Genomic DNA, 22,937 nt, shown 5'->3' on the forward strand with positions numbered 1-22,937 from the left:
CAGCGGCGGCCGCCCCGCTGGAGGTGCTCCGCCGTTTGCCCCCTGACCTGCGCCGATCTAGCGTGGCCAGGACAGGGAAGGTGATCGCGTGGCAGCAGGCCCCGGGCGACCGGCCCCCGGCAGGAGCTTCGAGTTCGTCGGCCGCCAGCAGGAGCTCGGGCTCCTGCTGGCGGCCGTGCGGCACCCGCCCGCCGTGGTCCTGGTCGAGGGGGAGGCCGGGATCGGGAAGTCCCGGCTGGTCCACGAGGCCGCGCTCGCCCTGACCGCCGAGGGCCACCGGGTGCTCACCGGCCACTGCCACCCGCTGCGCGAGCCCTTCCGCTACGGCCCGGTGATGGACGCCCTGCGCAAGGGCGGCCGCTGGCTCCCCGCCGAGGGCGTCCCGCCCACCGCCGGCGCCCTGGCCCCGCTGCTGCCCGACCTCGCCGACCGCCTGCCGCCCCCGCCGCCCCGGGCCCGGGACGCCCAGGCCGAGAGGTACCAACTCGTCCACGGGGTAAGGGCGTTCCTCTCCGCCATCGGCCCGGCCGTGCTGGTGGTCGAGGACCTGCACTGGGTCGACGAGGCCACCCGCGAACTCCTCCTGCTGCTCGCCCGCGACCTGCCCGAGCGGCTCGGCCTGGTCGGCACCTACCGGGCCGAGGACCTGCCGCCCCGCACCCCCGTCCTCGGCGCCGCCTACCGGCGCCCGCCCGGCACCAGCGGCGCCGTGATCCGGCTGGCCCCGCTCTCCGAAGCGGCGATCGGCGAACTGGCCACCGCCGCCCTCGGCGAGAACGCCACTCCCGACCTGACCGCCGCCCTCTACCAGCGCAGCGAGGGACTACCGCTGGTCGCCGAGGAGGACCTGATCACCCTCGCCGAGCAGGGCCCGCACGGCCTTCCGGCCGAGGCCGCCGCCCGCCTGGCCCACGCCGAGGTCCCCCGCGGCCTGCGCGAAGCCGTCACCGAACGCCTGGCCACCCTCTCCGAGACCGGCGCCGCGGTGGTGGACGCCGCCGCCGTGCTGGCCGTCCCCGCCACCGAGGAGCTGCTCGCCGCAGTCGCCGGACTCGACCCGGAGCGCGGCGCGGAGGGGCTGACCGAGGCGCTCCAGGCGGCGGTCCTGCGCGAGACCGGGCACCGCGACACCGGGCACCGGGACATCGGGCACAGAGACAACAGCCGCGGCGACCAGACGCAGCGTGACACCGGGCCGCGCGACACCGGGCCGCGCGACACCGGCCGGGACGACGGAGCGCCGCACGGCGCCGGGCCCGGGGCGGGGGACGGCCCCGGCCACGGCGGGCGGTACGTCTTCCGGCACGTGCTGGCGCAGCAGGTGGCGTACCGTCACGTGCCCGGGCCGCAGCGGGCCCGGCTCCACCGCCAGGCCGTCGAGGCGCTGCGCGCCCTGACGCCCCCTCCGCTGGTGCAGATCGCCCACCACACCCTGGCCGCCGGTGACCGGGAGGCCTGGCTGCCCCGGGTCGAGGAGGCGGCCGAGCAGTCCATCGCCCTCGGCGACACCGGCACCGCCGCCACGCTGCTGCACCAGGCGCTCGAACAGCCCCACCTCTCCGCCGAGGAGCGCTCCCGCACCGCCCTGGCCCTCGGCCGGATCGCGGTGAACGGACCCGACCACCTGGCCAACGCCGCCGTGCTGCGCTCCATCCTGGCCGACCCCCGGCTGCCCACCGCCACCTGCGGCGAGATCCGGATGGACCTCGGTCTGCTGATGGTCAACCACGGCGGCGACCGCTCCGGCTGCGAGGAGATCGCCCGCTCCATCGAGGAGTTGGAGTCCAAGCCGGAGAAGGCCGCCCGGGCGATGATCGCCATGGCGATGAACGAACGGGACGAGGCGGCGGCCCGCTCCCGGTCCTGGCTGGAACGGGCCGAGCAGACCCTCACCGGCAGCCCCGACCAGGCCGTCCGGGCGGCCGCCCGGGCCACCCGGCTGACCCTGCTGGCCCGGGACGGGGACCCGGCGGTCTGGGCCGAACTCGACCGCCTCCCACGCCGTTCGGCCGACACCGACGTGCTGCGCCAGACCACCCGGGCGGTCTACAACGTCGGCGAACTCGCCGTCGAGCTCGGCCACGACCGAAGGGCCGCCGAACTCCTGGCCGAGAGCCGGGAGTTGGCCCGCCGGGCGGACATCCCCTACCTGGAGTGCTACAGCCGGATCGCCCTGCTGCGGCTGGACGCGCTGGCCGGGAGGTGGGAGGGGATCGAGCAGGGCTTCGCCGAACTGGCCGACCAGTACCCCGACATGGCGATGGCCGGGACGGAGGAGAGCCTCACCCTCGGCCGGCTGGCCGCCGCCCGGGGCCGGACCGCCGAGGCACTGCGCCTGTTCCGAGCCGCCGCCGAGCGCGGCGAACGGGAGGCCCAGGTGACCTCCGCCGTCCGGGCCGCCGCCGGCCTGGCGGCCGCCCGCCTCGCCGAGGGCGCCCCGCAGGACGCCTGGGCCACCGCAGGCCCGGCGGTGCGGCTGCTCGCCCGCGCGGGAGCCTGGGCCCGGGCGACCGGACTGCTCCCGGTGGCCGTGGCGGCGGCCCTCGCCTGCGAGGAGGTGACGGCCGCGACGGCCCTGGTCGAGCAGGCGGGGGAGGGCCTGCGCGGACGGGACGGCCCGGGTGCCTCCGCCGAACTGCACGTCGCCCGGGGCCTGGTCGTCGAGCAGGACCAACCGGCCCTCGCCACCGAGCACTTCACCGCCGCCCGCGACCTCTGGCAGGCGGTCGGCCGCCCGTACGACACCGCCCGGGCCACCGAACACCTGGCCCGGGCCCTGCTCGCGTCCGCCTCCCGCGACCGGGCCGCCGCCCGGCTCACCGAAGCCGTCGACACCTTCACCCGCCTCGGCGCCACCGCCGACGCCGCCCGCTGCGGCCCCCTGCTCCGCGAACTCGGCCTCACCCGCCCCGCCGCCCGCGGCCGCCAGGGCTACGGCAGCAGCCTCTCACCCCGCGAACGCCAGGTGGCCGACCTCCTTCTGGAGGGCGCCACCAACCAGGCCATCGCCCAGGCCCTCTTCCTCTCCCCGCGCACCGTCGAACAGCACGTCGCCCACGTCCTGAAGAAGCTCGACACCACCCGCAGGACCATCGCCGACGTCTACCCGGGCGAGGGGGCGTAGCCGGGGAAAAGCGGTCGACCGCGGTGCGGGCGGTGCGGGAGGGTCGTGGCATGAGCCTCCTCCTCGAACGGAACGAGCCCCTGCCGCGGCTGACGATGGTCTCCGAGTTCCTGCTCGGCACCGATTTCCACGTGGGGTTGGACCGGGCGGTCTTCGTCGCGGCGGGCGAGCGGATCGACTACGGCGGCCGGGACGTGGTGGTGACCGGCCCGTCCGGGGCCGAGCGCAGGTACTACGCGGGGGGAAGCCACTGGATCTGCCGCATCGGCGGATAGTGCTGACAATTCGTCAGCAAGGGTTGACCGCGCACCGCCAGGGGCCTACAACGTAGGGACGCCGTCCGGAGGGCCCCAAGTCTTCGGGTGGTCGTGGAAGTTCACCTTCTCGCCCCTACCGAGAAAGAGGCTTTCCCATGCGTGTTCGCACCCACCTGGCCCTCGCCGCCGCGGCCGCCACCCTCGCCGTCGGTGCCCTCCCCGCCTCGGCCGCGGCGCCCGCCTCGCCGGTGGCCGCCGCCGTCCTCACCACCGGCGGCGTGGCCGGCCCGGCCGTCGCGGTCGGCGACGTCCTCACCGCTCCGCTGGTGTCCGGCAGCAAGGCCACCTTCTACTCCACCGCCGCCGGTGGCACCGGCGTCACCTGCGCGGTCTCGCAGTACACCTCCAAGGTCACCTCCAATCCCGCCGCGCCCGGCGTCGCGACCGCCGCGCTGACCGGACAGACCTTCAGTTCCTGTACGGCGAACGTCACCGGCGTCACCTCCGTCAAGAGCCTGACGGTCGGAAACCTGCCCTACACCGTCTCGGTCAGCGACGCGGCCGGCCTCCCGGTCACCATGGCCGGCGGGACGGCCGGGCCGATCCAGGCGACGGCCGTGCTCAACTCCTGGTTCGGGACGCTCACCTGCACGTACCAGCTGAGCGGAGCCTTCGCCGGCAACGCCGACAACGCCGCCCACAGCCTCTCCTTCCGCAACGAGTACTTCGTCAAGAGCGGCGGCTCCAGCCTCTGCCCGGGCGAGGGCTACTTCTCCGCCGCCTACGGCCCGGTCGCCGACACCAGCCAGGCCGGCAGCCCGGTCGTGAACGTCAACTGACCCACCCCGCAAGGCCCTGCGCCCCGGCCGGACCCCACCGGCCGGGGCGCAGTCGTTCGCGAGGCCCGAATGGTTCAGGAGGTGTCGTCATCGGCGCCTCCATCTGCCTTTATCCGTACGACTCTTGACAGTAGCTCAGGCTGGCAGCACTCTCTCAGCGAGTGGGAGAGCGCTCTCCCGTCGCGTTCCGGTCATCCCCCACCCCGACGCCCGGAGAGTCCCCCATGCCCGCATCACCAGTGCGCCCACCCGCCCTGGCCCTGCTGCTCGCGCTCGCCCTGACCGTGGCCGCCCTGCTGTTCCTCCCGCCGCCCCGGGCCCAGGCGGCACCGCTGCTGCTCTCGCAGGGCCGCCCGGTCACGGCGTCGAGCACCGAGCACTACGGCACCGTGCCCGCCAACGCCGTGGACGGCGACCCGGCCACCCGGTGGTCCAGTGCCGCCGCCGATCCGCAGTGGCTCCAGGTGGACCTGGGCGCTGTGCGGGCGGTCGGGCAGGTGGTGATCCGCTGGGAGACGGCGTACGCGAAGGCGTACCGGATCGAGCTCTCGGCGGACGGTTCCGCCTGGACGACGGCCTACTCGACCGCCGATGGCCGTGGCGGCACCGAGACGCTCGCGGTCACCGGGCAGGGGCGGTACGTCCGGCTGTTCGGTACTCAGCGGGCGACCCAGTACGGCTACTCCGTCTGGGAGTTCCAGGTGTACGGGACCGACGGGAGCACTCCGGAGCCCGGGTGGAGCACGGTCTTCAGCGACACCTTCGACGGCGCCGCCGGAACCCGCCCGTCAGCCGCCGACTGGACGGTGCAGACCGGCCGCTCCTACCCCGGCGGCCCGGCCGGCTGGGGTACCGGGGAGGTGCAGACCGCGACCGACGCCGCCGCCAACGTCGGGCTCGACGGCGCCGGGCAGCTGGCTCTGACGGCTCGTCGGGACGGGGCCGGGGCCTGGACCTCGGGGCGGGTGGAGAGCCGCCGCTCCGACTTCGCGGCCCCCGCCGGCGGCAAGCTGATGATCACCGTGAACGCCCGTCAGCCCGACGCGGCCGAGGCCGCCGGCTACTGGCCCTCGGTCCGGGTGATGGGCGCCGGCAACCGTGACGGGCTCGACAAGTGGCCGGGCGCGGGGGAGTTGGACCTGCTGGAGGCGGTGAACGGTCACAGCCGGCTGGGCGCCACCCTGCACTGCGGCAGCAACCCCGGCGGGGTCTGCAACGAGCCGAACGGTCTGACCAGTGGCCTGGCGAGCTGCCCGGGCTGCCAGGGCGGCGTGCACGAGTACTCGGTGGTGCTGGACCGCTCGACCACCGACGAGCAGGTCCGCTGGTACCTGGACGGCCGTCAGGTCTGGCAGGTGAACGAGTCGCAGGTCGGCGTCGCGGCCTGGGACCGGGCCGTCCACCGGGGCTTCTACCTGGTGCTCAACCTCGGCATCGGTGGCGGCTACCCGGACGCGGTCTGCGGCTGCACCACGCCGACGGCCGCGACCACCCCCGGCGGGACGCTGGCCGTGGACTCGGTGACGGTCCGTACGGCCTCCGGGCCGGCCCCGGCGCCGATGGCCGACCCGGCGGTGCCGAGCGGTCGATCCATCGTCAAGGTGACTGGATCGCAGGGAAGTTGGGGTCTGACGGTGAACGGTGCGCCGTACCAAGTGAAGGGCGTGACCTGGGGCCCGGCCGCCGCCGACGCCTCCGCGTACGTGCGCGAGCTGAAGGCGGCCGGGGTCAACACGGTGCGCACCTGGGGCACCGACGCGAGCAGCCGGCCGCTGCTGGACACGGCGGCCGCGCACGGCCTCAAGGTGGTGGCCGGCTTCTGGCTCGACCAGGGTGCGGACTACGTGAACGACACGGCGTACAAGAATGCCACCCTGGACTCCGTCCGCCAGTGGGTCACCACCTACAAGGACCACCCCGGCGTCCTGATGTGGGACCTCGGCAACGAGGTGATCCTCACCGCGCAGGCCCGCGGCGGTGCGACGGTGGAGCAGCAGCGGGTCGCCTACGCGCAGTTCGTGGAGCAACTCGCCCGCGCCGTCCACGCGGTGGACCCCGACCACCCGGTCACCTCCACCGACGCCTACACCGGTGCCTGGGCCTACTACCGGGACCACACCCCCAGTCTGGACCTGCTGGCCGTGAACGCCTACGGCTCGGTCTGCAACGTCCGGCAGGACTGGCTGAACGGCGGGTACGGCAAGCCGTACATCGTCACCGAGACCGGCCCGCGCGGCGAGTGGGAGGTGCCGAACGACGCCAACGGCGCTCCGACCGAGCCGACCGACCGGGAGAAGCGCGACGGCTACACCCGGGCCTGGGGCTGCGTGACCGGCCACCCCGGCGTCGCGCTCGGCGCCACGATGTTCAACTACGGCCAGGAGTACGACTTCGCGGGTGTCTGGTACAACCTGACGCCGAACCGGTGGAAGCGGCTGGGCTTCCACGCCCTGGCCGCCGCGTACGGCGGGACGGCCGCACAGGGGAACACCCCGCCGGTGATCTCCTCCCTGACGGCCGACGCCACGGTGGCGGCGGGCGGGAAACTCACCCTCACCGCCACCGTGACGGACCCGGACGCCGACCTGATCCGCTACCAAGTCCTGTACGGGACACGGACCTTGGACGGCAGTGGCGGACTCCGGCAGGCGGAGTGGACCGAGGGCGGCAACGGCGCCTTCACCGTCACGGCGCCCCGGACGCTCGGGGTCTGGAAGGTCTACCTCCAGGCCCACGACGGCCACGGCAACGTCGGCATCGAAACCCGCACCGTCCGGGTGGTGCCCGGCCCCGCGCCCGGCACCGACCTCTCCACCGGCCGCCCGGCCACCGCATCCTCCTACCAGGCCAACGGCAACGGCGCGCCCTACCCGCCGGCCAACGCCACCGACGGGAACTGGTCCACCCGGTGGGCCAGTGAATGGAGCGACCCGCAGTGGCTCCAGGTGGACCTGGGCCGGGTGGCCGTAGTGCGGCACGTCCGGCTCGGCTGGGAGCCCGCGTACGCGAAGGCGTACCAGGTGCAGTTCTCGGCGGACGGCACGCAGTGGACCACCGGGTACACCACCACGGCCGGCGCCGGCGGGCTGGAGGACCTGGAGGTCTCCGGCACCGGCCGGTACGTCCGGGTGCTGATGACCCAGCGCGGCACCGCCTACGGCTACTCGCTGTACGAGTTCGGTGTCTACGCCTGACGGTCCCTCAGCGCGCTCCCACATTCCCCCCGGCCGGGGCCTGCCCCACCCGGCCCGGTCCGGGGTCCCACCCATCCACCCGACCTGGAGGTCCGATGCGACCCCGATTCCTCTCGCGCGGTGCCCCGCGCGCGGCGCTGGCCGCCGCGTTCACCGCGGTGCTCGCCTTCGCCGGCCTGACCGGCGCGACCTGGCACGCGGCCGCGGCCGCCGATCCGCTGATCTCCGTCTCCAAGCCGGTGACGGCCTCCTCGATCGAGAGCGCCAACTTCCCGGCGGGCGCGGTGGTCGACAACGACCCCGCCACCCGGTGGGCCAGTGCGTGGAGCGACCCGCAGTGGATCCAGATCGACCTCGGCGGGCCGGCGACGGTCAGCAAGGTCGAGCTCCAGTGGGAGGCCGCGTACGCCAAGGCGTTCCGGATCCAGACCTCGCCGGACGCGGTCAGCTGGAGCACGGTCTACGAGAACGCGGCCGCCGCCGGCGGCGACCAGAGCCTGTCGGTCTCCGGCAGCGGCCGCTACGTGCGGCTGACCGCCACCCAGCGGGCGAACGGCTACGGGTACTCGCTGTACGAGTTCAAGGTCTACGGGCAGGTCACCACCCCGACCACGGGGTACGTGTACGCCGACCCGCCGGTGACCGGGGTGGTGCCCTCCACGTACCAGCCGCCGCACGCGTACTTCCACGAGTTCCAGGCCAACTGCACCGCCACCCACAACCTGCCGGACGACCCGATTGTGTACCCGGGCAAGGCCGGCGCCTCCCACCTGCACACCTTCCTCGGCAACCCGACGGTGACGGCGGGCAGCACCCTCGCCTCGCTGGCGGCCGGGACCACCACGTGCCTGGCACCCGGCGACAAGTCCGGGTACTGGATGCCGACCGTGCTGGACGGCAACACCCCGGTGATGCCGAACAACCTCCAGACCATCTACTACAAGGGCGCGGTCACCGACTACACCAGCGTCCGGCCGTTCCCGCCGGGCCTGCGCTTCGTGGTCGGCAGCCCGACGGCCAGTGCCACCGAGTTCGCCACCAGCCCCGGCTACGTCGCGGGTTGGGAGTGCGGCGACGGCTACCACAGCGTCGACCTGCCGACCGCCTGCCCCGGCGGCGGTGACGTGGCGATCCGCTACCAGGCGCCGAGCTGCTGGAACGGCGTCCACCTCGACACCCCCGACCACAAGAGCCACATGGCCTACCCGATCAACGGCGTCTGCCCCGCCACCCACCCGGTGGCGGTGCCGATGATCGAGTTCAAGGTCGGCTTCCCGGCCGACCTCGACCACCTGGCGCAGCTCCACCTCTCCAGCGGACGGGGCTTCACCTTCCACTACGACTTCTTCAACGCCTGGGACCCGCCGACCCTGGCCGCCCTGGTGAACCACTGCATCGTGGGCGGCCTCCAGTGCGACCCGCGCGGCTACGACCAGAACCAGCCGCAGAGGGGCGCCGCGCTGAACGCGCAGTACCGCCTGCCGTAGTGCCGTAGCCGAAGCAGTCGACCCGCAGTCAGGCTCCGGGGCCCGTCCGCCTTCCACCTCCTACGGGTGGGTGGGCCCCGGGGCCGTTCCGTTCCCGAGGAGGAGCCCATGATCCACCCGCGCCGATTCCGACCGCTCGCCGTGCTCGCCCTCCTGCTGATCTGGTCGGGATGCGCTCCCGGTGGGCCGGCGGAGCACCACCACGAGGGCGCGCGCTCCGCCGCCTCGGCGTCGTCCGGTCCGTCGGAGGCCTCCCGGATGGTGTGCGGGGGTTTCGTGCTGCGGCAGTTGGCCGGCGCCCTCGGGGGAGAGCCGGTCACGGCACCGGTCGGGAGCTGGGACGGGCGGGTGTACAGCTGCCCGTACGTGTACGCAGCGGGGACGATGGTGCTCTCGGTGCGGGAGTCGGGCGGGGCGGCCGGTGCGGACTTCGAGGGGCTGCGCGGCTCGGGGGGTGTGGTGCGGGAGTTGACCGGGCTGGGGGAGGCGGCCTTCGTCCGGGCCGACGGGTCGGCGGTGGTCCGCAAGGACGGGATGGTGCTGGTGGTGGACGTGAGCGGGTTGCCGGAGGTCTTCGGCTCTCCGGCGCGTGGCCGGGCCGATGTGTCGGTGATGGCGGCGACCACGGTCATGACCTGCTGGAAGGAGCACATTGCGGAGGAAGTGAGGAGGTCGTGAGCAGGAGCGGCGTCAAATGACCGATTGTGGATGATTTTTCGTCATTGATGGCCGAGTGCTGGACATCCCCCAGAAGATCGGATGCCTTCTCCGTATGAGAGGTTGGCCCCGCCCATGTCGTGGGCTTATGTATCCTTTATCTACTCATGGGAGTAGCTTTGCTACGCAATTCCCAGGCTTCGCACGCGTACGCGGGCGGAGCCTTCTCTGTGCGCAGGGTGCGGCGAATAGCCGTGCTCGCCGCACTCGGGCTGGTGGTGGAGACCGGCGTCGCGCTCGGTGCGTTGACCCCCGCCTCCACCGCTGCCGCCGAGCCCAAGCCGCCGGTGGCCTCGCCCGTCAACGAGGCTCCTGACGAGGCGTCAGCACTGCTCGCCGCCCGGCTGAACAAGCGCCGGATCGAGGTGACCGGGGCCCGGACCGAGAACACCACGCTCTGGGCCAACCCCGAGGGCACGCTGACCCAGGAGGTGGCCGGCGGTCCGGTCCGCATGAAGGTCGGCGAGGCGTGGGTCCCGGTGGACACCACCCTGGTCGAGACGGCCGACGGCGCGGTCGCGCCGAAGGCGCACCCGGAGGGCCTGAAGTTCTCCGGCGGTGACGCGGCCGTCCAGATCGGCGACGCCCTGCCGGGCACCACCCCGGCCGCGCCGGCCAACGTTCCGTCAGCGGCCGCTTCCCCGTCCGCGTCGGCCTCGGTGTCCGCAACGGCGAAGGAGACCGCACCCCTGTCGGCCTCCCCGTCGGCGACGGCCTCCGCCACGGCGACGCCCGGCGCGACGGCCTCGGCCACCGCCCAGCAGCACGCCGCCCGTTCGGCGCTGCGCGCCGCCGCACCGGCCGCCGACCCGAAGACCCCGGCCGCCCCCGCCGAGCGCGACCTCGTGAAGGTCGGCAACGGCGAGGCCCAGGTCGAGCTCGGCTGGCTCGGCAAGCTCCCGAAGCCCAAGCTGTCCGGCAACAAGGCCACCTACGTCAACGCCCGCCCGGGCGTCGACCTGGTGCTGGAGGCCACCCGGACCGGCTTCGAGCAGTTCCTGGTGGTCAAGGACCGCAACGCGGTCTCCCAGGCCGGGACGCTCAACCTCCCGCTGGACACCACCGGCTACGCGGTGGAGAAGCAGGACGACGGCTCGATCCACCTGGTGGACCACGTCGGCCACAAGCCCACCGTCAAGGTTCCGGCCCCGGTGATGTGGGACGCCGCCGTGGACGAGAAGTCCGGCGAGCACCTCAACCGCGGCGCGGTCTCCATGGAGCTGCGCGGCCAGGGTGCGGACGCCGAGCTGGTGTTCACCGCCGACGCCGCGTTCCTCACGGACCCGAAGACCCAGTACCCGGTCACCATCGACCCGACGGTGGACCTGGGCACCAACTTCGACACCTTCGTGCAGAAGGGCACCACCACCGACCAGTCGTCCTCGACCGACCTCAAGGTCGGCACGTACGACGGCGGCACCACGGTGGCCCGCTCGTTCCTGCACTTTCCGACGTACGGGTTCCGCGGCAAGCAGATCCTCGGCGCCACGCTGAACCTGTACAACTACCACTCCTTCTCCTGCACGGCCAAGGAGTGGGAGGTCTGGAACACCAACTACGCCTCCACCGGCACCCGTTGGACGGCTCAGCCGGCCTGGGGCCAGGAGTACGCGTGGTCCTTCGACACCCGCGACACCGACACCGGCGACGCGTACCAGTGCGCCAACGGTGACGGCAGCGGCTGGGTCAAGGCGGACGTCAAGAACCTGGCCGCCGCCTGGGCCGCCAACTCCAACGACTACAACGCCCTGGGCCTGAAGGCCGACAACGAGTCGGACTCCTACGCCTGGAAGCGCTTCTACTCCTCCGAGGGCGCCTACCCGCCCTACCTGTCGGTGACGTACAACTCCGTCCCGCCGACGCCGAGTTCGATGGACGTGCTGCCGTCGGTGCCGGGCAACCCGGCCTACACCAGCTCGGCCACCCCGCGCTTCCAGGTGCTGGCGGCCGACGCGGACGGCGGCAACGTCGGCGTCAACGTCGACCTCTGGAAGGGCTCCACCTTCGTCAACGGCATCTACCGGACCGTGCCCGCGGGCACCTACCTCCAGGTGACGCCGGCCGACCTCGGTGTGGCCAAGCTCGACGAGGACACCACCTACTCGATCTGGGGCCGGGTCTCCGACGCCAACGCGCAGTCCGGCTGGGTCGGCACCGCGTTCGTGGTCGACACCGTCAAGCCCGGTGCGCCGTTCGTCACCTCGCCCACCTACCCGGCCGACGGCCTGTGGCACGGCGGGGCCGGACAGGCGGGCCAGTTCACCTTCACGCCGGTGGCCGGCCAGACCGACCTGATCGGGTTCGTCTACACGCTGGACGGCGGGGCGCCGGTGACGGTCGCCGCCAACCAGACGATCACCACCTCCATCACCCCGGCCACCGACGGCAAGCACACCCTCAAGGTGCAGGCCAAGGACCGGGCCGGAAACCTCTCCGACGCCACCAGCTTCGCCTTCCAGGTGGGCCGGGCCGGTCTGACCTCGCCGGTCGACGGCAGCCAGTCCGCCAAGCGCGTGAAGCTCTCGGTGGAGGCGCAGGCCGACCTCAAGCGGGTGGTCTACCAGTACCGCCGTGGCCCGGGCGCCACCGAGTACAACGTGCCGCTGGCCAACCTCACCAAGGCCGACAACACCCCGGTCACCGACCCGAAGCCGCGCCTGGCAGACCTGGGGACGCACGCCAACTGGACGGTGGTCGACACCCTCGGCAACGTCGGCGGTGTGGTCCAGGTCCGGGCGCTGATGTTCCCCGAGGACGGCTCCGGCGCCGGTGTCGCCACCGGCTGGAACACCATGACGGTGGACCAGAACGCGGACGGCGCGGCCAGTTCCGAGGTCGGACCGGGTTCGGTCAACCTGCTGACCGGTGACTACTCGACCGACGTCACGGACGCCGACGAGTTCGGCATGTCGGTCAAGCGCACCTTCTCCTCGCGCGGCCTCGGCCGTGGCTGGGAGACCCAGGGCGAGCGTCTGACGGCCAATCAGCGTCAGGTCTCCACCGACACCACCGGCTTCACGGCCGGCCAGGCGACGGTGGAGCGTTCGACGGTGCGCGGCCACGACAACTCCACCGACTCGCTGCGGGTGGTGCCGGCCGCGAGCGGCTGGGACTCCTTCGCGGCGGTCGGCCCGGAGTACACCCTCGGCCAGGGCATGAAGCCCGGCAAGACCTACCGGCTGAGTGCCTGGATCTACGTCCCGTCGGCGACAGGCCTGGACACCAGCGCGCTGCCGCACCGCGGTCTGCGGATCGTGGGTGTGTACAAGAACGCTGGCACGTACGGCGAGACGGCTTCGTCGAAGGCCTCGTTCACGGACGGCTGGCAGCAGCTGACGCTGGACATGGTCGTGCCGAAGGACGCCACCGAGGCGTGGTTCCGGCTCTACAACGGCAACGTGGGCGGCAGCGGGAAGGAGGTCTTCTTCGACGACATCTCGCTGAAGGAGATCGTCGCCCCGTTCGGCCCGCAGTGGGCGGGCGGTCCCGACGCGGGCACCGGCTCCGAGTACCGGTCGCTCTCCTTCCCGGAGTCCGACCTGGTCGAGATCAAGCACACCGACGACTCGGTCACCACCTTCGCCAAGGGCACCGACGGGACCTTCTTCCCGGAGCCCGGTGCGGAGTCGCTGACCCTGACCGCGAGCCCGGCTCCGGCCGGTGCGCTGGTCACCTCCTTCGGGCAGTGCCTGGAGGTGCCGAACGGCGCTCCGGCCAACGGCGTGAACCTGCAGTACGCGACCTGCACCGGTGCACCGAACCAGCAGTGGACCTACGGGGCCGACCTGTCCCTGAAGATCATGGGCTACTGCCTGGACAACCCGTGGGGCGCCACCGCTGACAACACCCGGATGGTGCTGTGGACCTGCGGTTCGGGCAGCCCGAACCAGCAGTGGCGCCTGCAGGCCAACAAGTCGCTGGTCAACGGCCAGTCCGGCAAGTGCCTGGACGCCAACCTCGGCGGCACCATCTGGACCTGCTGGGGCGGCTCCTGGCAGATCTGGGACCTCCAGACCAACGGCACCGCGTACAAGCTCTCCGAGCTGGACGGCTCGTACACGCTGTTCTCCCGTCAGGCGGGCTCCGAGGTCTACCAGGTGACGACGGAGACCGGTCCTGACGCCGCGTCGACCACCCGGTACTCCTACGACACCACCGACGGGCGCTCGCTGCCCAAGCGCGTGATCGCACCGGTCGAGCCCGGGGTCGACGACCTCAACGGCTGCACGTTGAACCCGCTGCCGCGCGGCTGCGAGGTCATGGACTACGACTACCCGGTCGTCACCACGGCCGTGGCCGGCACCCCCGGCGACTACGTCGACCGGGTCCGCTCGGTCAAGGTCTGGTCGTGGAACCCGGCCACCTCCCAGCAGGAGGCCGTGGAGGTCGCGCACTACGCGTACGACGAGCAGGGCCGGCTGGCGCAGGTCTGGGACCCGCGTCTGGCGACCCCGCTGAAGACCTCGTACACCTACGACGCCGCGGGTCGGGTCACCAAGCTCAGCCCGGTCGGTGAGCTGCCGTGGAACGTGGACTACGGCCAGGCCGTCGGTGACCCCGACGCCGGTCGGCTGCTGAAGGTCCGCCGGGGCACCCTGGCGACGGGCAGCAAGGACGTCGTCAACGGCGAGATCGCGACCAAGGTGGTCTACGGCGTGCCGCTGACCCGTGGCGCGGGCGGTCCGTACGACATGGCGGGTGCGGATGTCGCGAAGTGGGCGCAGACCGATGCGCCGACCGATGCGACGGCGGTCTTCGGGCCGGAGGACGAGCCGGGCACGCACAGTGCCTCGGCCACCACCCCGGGCCAGGACGGCTACAAGCCGGCCACCGTCCACTACCTCAACGCCTCCGGGCAGGAGGTCAACACCGCCACTCCGTCGGTGACTTCGGACGGGGACATCGACACCAGCGAGTACGACCGCTTCGGACACGTCGTCAGGTCCCTCGAGGCGACCAACCGTTCCATCGCGCTCGGCAAGCACCCCGACACCACCCGTTTCGAGGCCGAGCTCGGCCTGCCCACCGCCTCGGCGGACCGGGCGCGGCTGCTCGACTCCCGCACCACCTACACCCTCGACGGTCAGGACGTCGCCGAGACGCTCGGTCCGCTCTACCGGGCGACCCTCGCCGAGACCATGGCGGGCCAGACCAACCCGGTCGTCGTCACGGCGGAGGCGGAGACCCTTCCGCAGTTGGGTGCGAACTACCCGCTGAAGATGGATGCCGACTGCTGTGGCCTGACCTGGTCGGGTGGTGCGCAGCTGAGTCTGCGCGGCACGGCGGCCGGTGCCGAGGACACGGTGCGGGTGAGCGTGCCGGAGGAGGGCGACTACGTCCTCAGCGGCCAGCTCACCCGGTACAACGACCACGGCATCGTGCAGTTGTCGATCGACGGCACCAACCTCGGTTCCCCGATCGACGAGTACTCCGCGACTCCGGCGGTGGCGCCGTTCACCACGGGTGCGCCGATCCACCTGGCGCGCGGTGACCACTCGCTCAAGATGCTGGTGACCGGCACCAACGCCGCCTCCACCGGCGAGCGGTTCCACGCCGGCTTCGACACCTTCACCCTGACCAAGACCACCGTCAACCCGACCATCCTCGCGGGTACTTCGGTGCTGGTCCGGGATCACAACACCAACACCTACGACGAAGGGAAGCCGGACGGTCAGGCCTACCACCTCGTCACCACCTCGACCGACGGCGCTCGGATCGAGGGCTACGCCGCCGATGCCGAGCTCCGGGTCACCAAGAACGGCTACGGCACCCCGATCGGTGGCACCTCCGGCTGGGTCCTGAAGACCCCGACCTCGGTGACCACCGACGCGGCGGGCCAGGCGCTCACCGCGACCATCAAGTACGACGCCTCGGGCCACGCGCTCGAGTCGCGCAAGCCGGGCAGCGCCGGCGCGGACGCCTCGACGGTGAAGACCGTCTTCTACACCGCCGGTGCCAACGCCGACGACGTGGCGTGCGGCAACCGTCCGGAGTGGGCGGGCAATCCCTGCACCACCGGCCCGGGCGGCGCCATCGTCGGGGCCGACTCGGCCCGGATGCCGACCACCCTGCCGGTCAAGCGGATCACCCGCTACTCCCGGTTCGGCGACGCGGAGGAGACCACCGAGACCAACGCGGGCAAGACCCGGAAGGCCGTGACCGTCTTCGACGGTGCGGACCGGATCCTGTCCACCGAGATCACCTCGGACGAGGGCAAGGCCCTCCCGGCGGTCACCACCGAGTACGACCAGGCCACCGGAGACATCGTCAAGACGTACTCCGGCAAGGGCACTGCGGCCGAGAAGTCGATCACCCGGAACCAGGACGCCCTGGGTCGGCTGATCTCCTACACGGACGCCGACGGTGGCACCACCACCACGGAGTTCGACAAGTTCGGCAAGCCGACCAAGGTCTCCGACCCGACCGGCTTCACCACCTACACCTACGACCGGACGAAGGAACCGCGCGGTCTGGTCACCTCCGTCAACGACAGTCTGGCGGGTGAGTTCACCGCCACGTACGGTCCGGACGGCCAGTTGGTCGAGCAGTCCTACCCGGGCGGCATCGTCCGCAAGGACAGCTTCAACGCGGTGGGCAGTGCGACCGGCCGTAGCTACACCAGGGCGTCGGACGGCGCGGTGGTCTGGTCGCAGAGCATCGAGCTCTCCACCCAGGGTGCGGTCGCCAAGGACACCTCGTCGGCGGCCACCCGTGCGTACACCTACGACCGTCTGGGTCGTCTGACCAAGGCGGAGCAGACCACGGTCGCGGCCGGCTGCGTGACGCGTCAGTACTCCTTCGACGGTCACTCCAACCGGACGTCCAAGCTGACCTCGCCGACGAGTGCCACCGGTTGCTCGACGGACAACGCGGTCGCCGAGAACCACACCTACGACAGTGCGGACCGGATCACCGACCAGGGCTTCGGCTACGACGCCTTCGGACGGACCGTCACCACCAGCACCGGCGCGACCAACACCTACTGGGCGAACGACAAGGTCGCGTCCCAGGTGAAGGGGGACGACAAGCAGGAGTGGGCCGTCGACATCGCCCACCGTCTGACCGCGTTCACCACGAGCAAGAAGCAGGCGGACGGCTCCTGGGCCAACGCCACCTCCAAGCTCAACCACTACGGTGACGACAGCGACGAGGTCCGCTGGGTCATCGAGGACACCACCCAGGGCACGCTGACCCGCAACGTCTCCGGTCCGGACGCCGACCTCTCGGCGACCACCTCGAAGACCGGTGACGTCCGGCTCCAGCTGACCAACCTCCAGGGCAGCGTGGTGGTCACCACCGACACCGCGCTGACCACTCCGGTGGTGCTGGACTTCGACGAGTTCGGCATCCCGCAGGACGGCCAGGCCAAGGTCCGCTACGGCTGGCTCGGCGGCAAGCAGCGCTCCGCCGAGGCCCTGGACGGCGACATCCTCATGGGTGCCCGCCTCTACAGCCCGGCGCTCGGCCGCTTCCTCCAGGTCGACCCGCAGCCGGGCGGCAACGCCAGCCCGTACGACTACTGCTCGGGCGACCCGGTCAACTGCACCGACCTGGACGGCAACTGGGGCTTCTCCTTCAAGAAGGTCCTCAACGTCGTCGCCAAGGTCGCAGAGGTCGCGTCCTACATCCCGGGTCCGATCGGCGGCATCGCCGCAGCGGTCTCGTCGGTGTCGTACGCGGCGACCGGCAACTGGGCCAAGGCCGCCGAGATGGCCGTCACGGCTGCCGCCAGCCTGGTAGGAGCCAACACGGCCGTCAAGGCGGGGTTCACCGCCGTGAAGGCCACCAGGGCCGCGACTCGCGTCGGCCGGGCAGCTTCGGTGGCGAGGAACGCCTATCGGGCCACGGTGCGTTCCGTCAGGAACGCGGTCCGACGGTCCGGTTGCAACTCCTTCGACCAGCAGACACCGGTCCTGATGGCCGACGGCTCGTACGTCGCCATCGGTGACATCGAAGTGGGAGACCTGGTGTCCGCCACCGATCCGGTGACGGGGCGGACCACGGCCGAGCCGGTGGTCGCGGTCTTCACGACCTACGCCACGAAGCACATGGTGGACATCTCGACGGACGCCGACGGGCAGACCCCCGGTCTTCGTGCGACCGCTTACCATCCCATCTGGGTGGATGGCAAGGGGTGGACTGAGGCAGAGAACATCCGGCCCGGTGACCACCTGATTGCCGCGAACGGTCGGCGCAGCGAGGTTGTCACCGTCGTCGACGAGGGTGAGGTGGCCGAGCAGCTGGTCATCAACCTCAACGTCGGCAACGTGCACACCTTCACGGTCTCCGACGGGGCCGGCGGCGATATCGTCACGCACAACAGCACCGAGGTCTGCCCGATCCACGGTGCGGTGAAGCGGCCGTGGAAGCTGACCTCGAGGAGGAGCACCGGGCGGGTCGAGCGACAGGGTGGCCACACCTATCACGAGCAGAAGCCGGACCGGAACGGTGATGTTTTCTGGTGGTCCGCCGACACTGCCGGCCACGCCAAGATCCGGTTCAAGGTGATGCGCAAGGTGAAGAAGGAGTTTGTCCATCACAAGGACGCCTGCGTCTGCGGCACCTACGCCGACAAGAAGCACAAGGGCAAGAAGGGCAAGGTTGTCCGGAGAAGGTAAAGTTCCCTCGGACGGCTAGTCCGATGTAGCTGATGGCGGTGCTCGCATGGTCTGCGGGCACCGCCATCGTCGGTTGTGCGAGAAGGAGGAGCTGGATGGAATTCCGGAGTCTGGTGGAGACGGTCGAAGAAGTGGCCGGATACGGTGTCTGGCGAGGGGAAGGAGACGTCTTCGAGGAGGCCATCGAGAACCTCGAGTGCTTCACGCTCGATTCGGATGCCTTGGGGGTGGACCAGGAGGAACTCGCCGCAGTCGTGAACGATGCCATTGATGCCTGGTTGCAGGATGCGGCGACCGATGGATCGGGTCGGCCGGGCACCGTGTACGTCTGGTACGACGACCAGGCATTTCAATTGAGAATGTCCTTCATTTCCGGGCATCTGGCTGACCTTCCCTTCGACGCGCCGTTGGAGTTCACGCAGAGCGTGTCCGACGTCCTGAAGCTCTTCGTCGCCCGCACTCCGTGGGTTCAGGCCCAGCCGCTGCCGGTCTTCGCTCGTCAGGTCGGCGGAGCAGAGGGAAAGGAGTGAGCATCGAGCTGAACGGCGGAGGCCATCACGTTCGCCCACGCGCACGGTTTTTCCCGGCATAGCATGGGCTGTATGAGCGTTGGCCACCATGTCGCAACTGCACGCCACTCGCATCCGCCCGGCCCCGACCGCATCGCCGTCGCCGCCACCGTGCTCGGGCTGCTGGCGGACCGGACGCGGCTGGCGTTGATGGAGCGGCTGGGCCGCGGGGAGGCGGACGTCACCACGCTGGTGGAGTCGACCGGGGCGGCCCGGACGGCGGTCAGTCAGCACCTGGCGAAGCTGCGGGCGGCCGGGCTGGTGGTGGGGCGGAAGGAAGGGCGGCGGGTGGTGTACGCGTTGGGGCACGGGCACCTGCGGCGGTTGGTGGACGAGGCGTTGAACGTGGCGGACCATCAGATCGGGGCGCTGCCGCCGCACGACTGAACCTCCGGTGGTTCCGGGCGGTGCGGGATCATCCGGAACGGGGCGGGGAGTCGCCGAACACGGACGGAAGGGGCGGCGGCATGGCGAAGTGGACGGCCCCCGCCGTCGCGCGGCGTCTCGTGGCCGAGGTGCTCGGTGAGGGCTTCGACTGGTACTGACGGTCAGTGGGCCGGCGTACCTGATGGCGCGGCGGTTCGGGTCGGCTGAGGCCGCCGGGACGGTGGTCGATGCGTACCGGGCCGGTCGTCGGAGGCCGCGGCTGACGGAGGAACGGCGGGAGTTGGTGGGGGAGTTCGCGAGGGGCGGCTTCGACGTGTCGGAGCTCTCCTCGGTCCTGGTGGTCGGCTGACGCTCTGTGGAGGGTGCGGGCCCTCGGGGGTGTGCGTGGGAAGATCATCGGCGGTCACGGACGAGGTGGCCCGGTCCTTCTCCTGTCGTACGAACCGCGAGGGTGAACATGCGCAAGATCCGCTCCCTGCTTCCGGCGCTGCTGGTGCTGGGCATGGTGCCCGTCGCGGTGCCGTCGAGCTCCTTCGCCACGGACGCTCCGCTGAGCGCTCTGCCGCCGGGTCAGATGCCGATCGGTCCGTACGATCCGGCCGACCCGCGGACGTGGACCGTGGCCTGGCCGAAGGAGGGGCCGCAGCAGATCGCGGACGGCATCACCTACCGGACGTACACCCAGGGCTTCCCCTCGGGCGCGCCGTACGGTGAGGCGGCCGGTGACCACTGGACCCTGTCGGTCCATTACGAGCCCGGGGGCACCGAGGTCCTGAAGACGCGGAAGGCGGACGCGGACGCGCAGGTGGCCAAGCTCGTCCAGGACGTGCCGGCGCTGGCCGGGGTGGCGCGCGCCGTGCCGGTCTCCGCCCCGACGGCCGCGGACGGCTGGGCCGGGGACGTCCCGGCGGCCGACGCGCCCGTGGCCTGGGCCGTGCGGGTCGGGAGCTTCGGCTCGAAGGCCGAGGCCGCGGCCTTCCAGGACGGCGGGAACCTGGGGTACGTGCTGAAGGACGGTCAGCCGGTCGTCGTGGACGGCAAGCCGGTGCGCTACACGGCCCGGGTGCTCTACGACGCCCTGGACGGGCGCCCGACGACCGGGCCGTGGTCGGTGCGGGTGGTGACCGTCGACCCGGCGAAGTACAACGTCCAGAGCACCTTCGGCGGGACCATAGCCAACCCCAACTCGGTGCGGGACATGGTGAGGGCGAGCGGTGCGGTGGTCGGGATCAACGCCTCCGAGGGCGTGCCCGGCAAGTACCAGCCGGGGGTGCCCGCGCCGGACACCTACACCGGGGACGTCCAGGGCGTCCAGGTGCGGAACAACCGGATCGACAGCGAGGCCAACAACGGCCGCAGCGCCCTGGTGCTGAACGGCAGGAACCCGGCGAACCAGGCCGGCCCGATCGTCCCCGCCCGGATCGGGGAGGTCACCACCACGGTCAAGGTGACCGCGACCGACCCGGTCACCGGGCAGCCCGACCCGCGCAGGGCCTTCGGCATCAACCGTCCCGCGGGCTACGTCATCGGCTGCGGCTTCGAGAGCGCCAGGCCCGAGGAGGCGGCGCCGCGGCGGTACTTCCCCTGTACGAACCCGGACGACCTCACGGTCATCAGGCCGGAGTGGGGCACCCAGGTGCCGGCGGTCTCGCCGGACCTCGGGGCGGAGCCCTTCGAACTGCTGCTCAGTTCCACCTGGGTGGTCCAGGGGGTGCACGAGCCCGGGGTGCCGGTCCCGAACGGGAAGATCGTGCTGCAGGGCATCGGCGCGAGCCGGGACTGGCTGATGAAGTACCAGGCCGTGGGCACCGTGCTCAAGCCGTCCGCCGACATCCTGGACACCCCGACCGGGAAGTCCATCACCAACGCCGACCTGGGGGTCGTCGCGGGCGGCTGCGGCCCGTCCCTGCTGAGGGACGGTCAGGTCTTCCTCAACGTGAAGGCCAACGGCCTGCTCGGGGGCAACGGCAAGCTCAACAGCGGGTCGGCCGAGCGGCATCCTCGGACGCTGGTCGGCATCACGGCCGACGGCAAGATCCAGATGGTCACCGTGGACGGTCGCGACCCGAGCGCCAGCGTCGGCATGACCTTCCTGGAGACGGCCGGGCTGATGCGGTGGCTGGGAGCCGAGCAGGCCCTCTCGATGGGCTGCGGCGGTGACACCGGGCTGGTGTTGAACGGTGTCCTCCAGAACAACCCGATGGACGACTGGGGCACCCCGGACCGGAGCGACCCGTACGAGCGCCGTCTGCCCAACGCGTTGGTCGCGGTCAAGAAGCCGTAGTCCGAGCAGGGCGAGGGGCGGATTCCAGCATAGGGACATGTGCGCAGCCGTGCACATGTCCCTATGCTGGTGGGGAGTGGCCCGAAGCGAACCCACGGGGGCGTGCCGATGATCTCCGTCCTGCGACACCGCGCCTACCGGCGGCTGTTCGCCGCCCAGGTGGTATCCCTGGCCGGGACGGGGCTGGCCACGGTGGCGCTCGCGCTGCTGGCGTACGACCTGGCCGGGGCGAGGGCCGGGGCGGTGCTGGGGACGGCGCTCGCGGTGAAGATGGTGGCGTACGTGGCGGTGGCTCCGTTGGCGGGGGTGCTGGCGCGGGTGGTGCCGCGGCGGGCGGTGCTGGTGGGGGCGGACGTGGTGCGGGCCGGGGTGGCGGTGGCGCTGCCGTTCGTCACCGAGGTGTGGCAGGTGTACCTGGCGGTGCTCCTGCTGCAGTCCGCCTCGGCGGCGTTCACGCCGACCTTCCAGGCGGTGATTCCCGAACTCCTGCCGGAGGAGCGGGAGTACACCACCGCGCTGTCGCTCTCCCGGCTGGCCTACGACCTGGAGGCGCTGTTCAGTCCGGCGCTGGCGGCCGTGCTGCTGACGGTGGTGTCGTACCACTGGCTGTTCGCCGGGACGGCGCTCGGCTTCGTCGCCTCGGCGGCGTTGGTGGTGTCGGTCGTGCTGCCGAACCCCCAGGGGGAGGAGGGCGGTTACGGGCGGGCGGTGTCCGGGGTGCGGCTGTTCCGGGCGACACCGCGGCTGCGGGCGCTGCTCGCGCTGGACCTGGCGGTGGCCGCGGCCGGGGCGCTGGTCTACGTGGACACGGTGGTGCTGGTCCGCGAGCACTTCCACCGTCCGGCCGGGGCGGTGACCCTGGCGCTCGGGGCGTTCGGGGCCGGCTCGATGGTGGCGGCCCTGCTGCTGCCGCGCCTGCTGGCCGGGCTGAGCGACCGGGCGGTGATGCTGCCCGCCGCGCTGGCGCTGCCGGTGGCGCTCGGGGGAGTGGTGGTGATCCTCGGCGCGGGGCGGGGGAGTTGGGCCTGGGCGGCGCTGCTGGCGGCCTGGGCGCTGATCGGTGCGGCGGGTTCGGCGGCGCTGACGCCGGGCGGGCGGGTGCTGCGGCGGTCGGCGGCGGAGGCGGACCTGCCGGCCGCGTTCGCCGCGCAGTTCTCGCTCTCGCACGCCTGTTGGCTGCTGACCTACCCGCTGGCCGGTTGGTCGGCGGTGGTGGCCGGGCTGCCGGTGACGGCGGCGGTGCTGGGGGCGGTGGCGCTCGGCGCGGCGGTGGCGGCGGTGCGGCTCTGGCCGGCCGGTGACCCCGAGGCGCTGGAGCACCGGCACACCGACCTGCCGCCCGGCCACCCGCACCTGGCCGACGCGCGCCCGGAGGAGGGCGGATTCGCCCACGGGCACCGGTACGTGATCGACCGTCACCACCACAGCTGGCCGCGCCCCGCCCACCGTTGACCGAACGAT

The 22,937-nt window shown here is 71.9% G+C and carries 13 protein-coding genes; all 13 read left to right on the forward strand.

Annotation, left to right across the window (positions count from 1 at the left end; genetic code table 11):
- The first annotated feature begins 88 nt into the window (after positions 1-88).
- The 13 genes from ACIA8O_RS30950 to ACIA8O_RS31010 all read left to right on the forward strand — a co-directional run bounded on the left by ACIA8O_RS30950 (position 89) and on the right by ACIA8O_RS31010 (position 22,928).
- On the forward strand, positions 89-3,124 hold the full coding sequence (locus ACIA8O_RS30950; protein ID WP_396297294.1) for an ATP-binding protein: 3,036 nt from the start codon (positions 89-91) through the stop codon (positions 3,122-3,124).
- Between the two features lie 50 nt (positions 3,125-3,174).
- A complete protein-coding gene (locus ACIA8O_RS30955) occupies positions 3,175-3,399 on the forward strand; it encodes a hypothetical protein (RefSeq protein WP_396297295.1) in 225 nt (74 codons plus the stop codon).
- 137 nt (positions 3,400-3,536) lie between these two features.
- Positions 3,537-4,220, forward strand: coding sequence for a Tat pathway signal sequence domain protein (locus ACIA8O_RS30960; RefSeq protein WP_396297296.1), 684 nt, complete (start codon positions 3,537-3,539; stop codon positions 4,218-4,220).
- Between the two features lie 224 nt (positions 4,221-4,444).
- Positions 4,445-7,414, forward strand: a complete 2,970-nt coding sequence (locus ACIA8O_RS30965) for a discoidin domain-containing protein (RefSeq protein ID WP_396297297.1) — start codon at positions 4,445-4,447, stop codon at positions 7,412-7,414.
- Positions 7,415-7,509: 95 nt separating this feature from the next.
- Complete coding sequence (locus ACIA8O_RS30970; RefSeq protein ID WP_396297298.1) at positions 7,510-8,901, forward strand: DUF1996 domain-containing protein; 1,392 nt, start codon at positions 7,510-7,512, stop codon at positions 8,899-8,901.
- A 108-nt stretch (positions 8,902-9,009) separates the two neighbouring features.
- On the forward strand, positions 9,010-9,579 hold the full coding sequence (locus ACIA8O_RS30975; RefSeq protein ID WP_396297299.1) for a hypothetical protein: 570 nt from the start codon (positions 9,010-9,012) through the stop codon (positions 9,577-9,579).
- A 209-nt stretch (positions 9,580-9,788) separates the two neighbouring features.
- The gene (locus ACIA8O_RS30980; RefSeq protein WP_396297300.1) at positions 9,789-18,236 is read left to right on the forward strand and encodes a DNRLRE domain-containing protein; all 8,448 of its coding nucleotides are present in this window, start codon (positions 9,789-9,791) and stop codon (positions 18,234-18,236) included.
- A 95-nt stretch (positions 18,237-18,331) separates the two neighbouring features.
- A complete protein-coding gene (locus ACIA8O_RS30985; protein WP_396297301.1) occupies positions 18,332-18,766 on the forward strand; it encodes a hypothetical protein in 435 nt (144 codons plus the stop codon).
- 72 nt (positions 18,767-18,838) lie between these two features.
- Positions 18,839-19,192, forward strand: a complete 354-nt coding sequence (locus ACIA8O_RS30990; protein ID WP_396297302.1) for an ArsR/SmtB family transcription factor — start codon at positions 18,839-18,841, stop codon at positions 19,190-19,192.
- Positions 19,193-19,212: 20 nt separating this feature from the next.
- Positions 19,213-19,350, forward strand: coding sequence for a hypothetical protein (locus ACIA8O_RS30995; RefSeq protein WP_396297303.1), 138 nt, complete (start codon positions 19,213-19,215; stop codon positions 19,348-19,350).
- Positions 19,351-19,373: 23 nt separating this feature from the next.
- Positions 19,374-19,541: a hypothetical protein gene (locus tag ACIA8O_RS31000; RefSeq protein ID WP_396297304.1), complete on the forward strand. Its 168-nt coding sequence runs from the start codon at positions 19,374-19,376 to the stop codon at positions 19,539-19,541.
- A 108-nt stretch (positions 19,542-19,649) separates the two neighbouring features.
- The gene (locus tag ACIA8O_RS31005) at positions 19,650-21,476 is read left to right on the forward strand and encodes a phosphodiester glycosidase family protein (protein ID WP_396297305.1); all 1,827 of its coding nucleotides are present in this window, start codon (positions 19,650-19,652) and stop codon (positions 21,474-21,476) included.
- A 108-nt stretch (positions 21,477-21,584) separates the two neighbouring features.
- Positions 21,585-22,928, forward strand: a complete 1,344-nt coding sequence (locus tag ACIA8O_RS31010) for an MFS transporter (protein ID WP_396297435.1) — start codon at positions 21,585-21,587, stop codon at positions 22,926-22,928.
- Positions 22,929-22,937: the final 9 nt, after the last annotated feature.

This window comes from Kitasatospora sp. NPDC051853 (assembly GCF_044452665.1).
In the GTDB taxonomy this organism is placed as follows: Bacteria; Actinomycetota; Actinomycetes; order Streptomycetales; family Streptomycetaceae; genus Kitasatospora.